This is a genomic window from Caulobacter sp. KR2-114 (genome assembly GCF_049446115.1).
In the GTDB taxonomy this organism is placed as follows: domain Bacteria; phylum Pseudomonadota; class Alphaproteobacteria; order Caulobacterales; family Caulobacteraceae; genus Acaudatibacter.
On the sequence record NZ_JBMSEC010000016.1, the window covers coordinates 1 to 2,020 of the forward strand.

General features: G+C 70.9%; 2 protein-coding genes and 1 pseudogene. All 3 read right to left on the bottom strand.

What is annotated here, in order from left to right:
- Positions 1-1,106 (bottom strand): methyl-accepting chemotaxis protein (locus tag ACO2Q3_RS26870; RefSeq protein WP_423312401.1); only part of this gene is annotated, 1,106 nt, incomplete at its 3' end.
- Between the two features lie 61 nt (positions 1,107-1,167).
- Positions 1,168-1,644: a chemotaxis protein CheW gene (locus tag ACO2Q3_RS26875; protein WP_423312403.1), complete on the bottom strand. Its 477-nt coding sequence runs from the start codon at positions 1,642-1,644 to the stop codon at positions 1,168-1,170.
- Positions 1,644-2,020 (bottom strand): annotated as a pseudogene (locus tag ACO2Q3_RS26880) (methyl-accepting chemotaxis protein); the annotation flags it as partial. The gene ACO2Q3_RS26875 and the pseudogene ACO2Q3_RS26880, both read right to left, overlap by 1 nt.

Below are 2,020 nucleotides of genomic sequence, written 5' to 3' on the forward strand. Positions count from 1 at the left end.
ACGGCGGCGTTGAGGGCCAGCAGGTCGGTCTGGCGGGCGATCTCCTGCACGATGGTGATCTTCTCGGCGATGGTCTGCATGGCGCTGACGGCGCGGGCGACGGCCTCGCCGGAGACCTCGGCGTCCTTGGCCGACTGACGGGCGATCTTCTCGGTCTGCGCCGCGTTGTCGGCGTTCTGCTTGATGTTCGCCGCCATCTCTTCCATCGAGGCGGAGGCTTCCTCGGCCGCCGAGGCCTGCTCCGTCGCCCCCTGGCTGACCTGTTCCGACGTCGCCGACAGCTCCTGGCTGCCGGAGGAGACGTTCTCCGAGGCGGACATCGCGTCGCCCACCACGCCGCGCAGGCGCTCGACCATTTCGCCGACGTGGCTCAGCAGGTCGCCGATCTCGTCGTTGGACGTGGCCTGGACGGTGGAGGTCAGGTCGCCCTCGGCGACCTTGCGCACGGCCGCGCCGGCGCGGGCCAGGCCCTTGGCGACCGAGAGCGAGAGCCATACGGCGGCGCCGGCCGCCAGCAGCAGCGAGACCACCGTGGCGACGATCAGCTGGGTGCGGGCGGTGGCGTCGTCCTGGTCGACCTTGTCCGAGGCGGCCTGGGTCTCGCTGCGTTCGACCTGCACCATCTCGTCCATCTGCTGGGCGGCCTGGTCGAAGGCCTGGCGGCCCTCGCCGTTGGACAGGGCCTTGGCCTCGGCGTCCTTGTTGGCCAGGGCCAGGTCGCGCAGGCGGTCGTCCACGGCCAGGAAGCGGTCGCCGGCGGCGTGCAGGCTGATCCACTTGGCCTTGGTCTCGCCGGTCGAGGAGGCCTCGGCCTTCTGGGTCAGCTCCTGGAAGCGCTGCCGCTCGCGGGTGATGTCGGCCACCAGCGGCGCGGCCTCTTCGCGCGTGTCGGCGAGGATCATGTCGCGCTCTTCCCGGGCGATGCGCAGGAAGACGCCGTTCAACTCCTGCACGATGGCGGTGCGGGCGATCGGCCCGGTCATCACCCCGTCGAAGCCGGCGTTGAGCTTGGCTATGCCACTGATGCCGAAGCCGGCCGCCGTGATCATCAAGGCGATCATCAGGGCGAAGGCGAGACCGAGCTTGAGTTTGATCGTGAAGCGCATGGGACGAGGTCCTGTCGGCTTTAAGCGCGGGCGCGGTCCCGCAGGGGGGGGGCGCGGGAACTTAGGCGGCCTGGTCCGCCGCCGCCGGCAAGGCGGCGACGTCCTGGCTGGTGAGCAGGTGCTGCAGGTCGAAGATGATGATGAAGCCGTCGTCGCGGCGGACGACGCCGTGGATGTAGTCGGAGCGCCAGCGCACGCCGATTTCGGGGGCAGGCTCGACGGCCTCATCGGCCACCGAGATCACCTCGAGCACGCGGTCGGCCACCAGGCCGAGGGACAGGATGCGTCCGTCGACCGGCACGTCCAGCACCAGCACCCGGGTCGCCAGGGTCGGTTCGACCGCCGCCAGCCCCAGCTTCAGGCGCAGGTCCAGCGTCGGGGTGGCGCGGCCGCGCACGTCTGTGAGACCCAGCAGGTAGGCCGGCCCTTCGGGAATGGCGAAGGGCGCCGTGTAGTCCAGGATCTCCCGGACATAGGCCACGGGGATGGCGAACGTCTCGGCGCCGAGCGCCAGGGTGACCAGCTGGGTCTCGGCCATCAGGCATACTCCCGGAAATCGTCGTCCTCGTGGTCCGGCCCGCCCTGGGCAAGGTCGAGGGCGAAGCCCTTGGCCCGCGCCTGCTGGGCGGAGACGCTGGCCTTGGGCGGCGTCTTGCGCGCCGGCGCCGGCTTACCGGCCACGGCGCGGCGCACCGGGGCGACCGGCTTGCGCTGGGACCCGGCGGTGTCGGTTCGGAAATAGGCGATGGAGGCCTGCAGTTCCTCGGCCTGGGCGGCGAGCTCCTCGGAGGTGGCGCTCATCTCCTCGGAGGCGGAGGCGTTCTGCTGGGTGACCTTGTCGAGCTGCTGGATGGCCTCGTTGATCTGGCTGGCGCCGATGTCCTGCTCGCGGCAGGCGGCGCTGATCTCGGCCA

What these genes read in the sequence shown, in the direction of transcription:
- ACO2Q3_RS26875 (WP_423312403.1), bottom strand. Translation starts at nt 1,644, where the DNA reads ATGGCCGAGACCCAGCTGGTCACCCTGGCGCTCGGCGCCGAGACGTTC.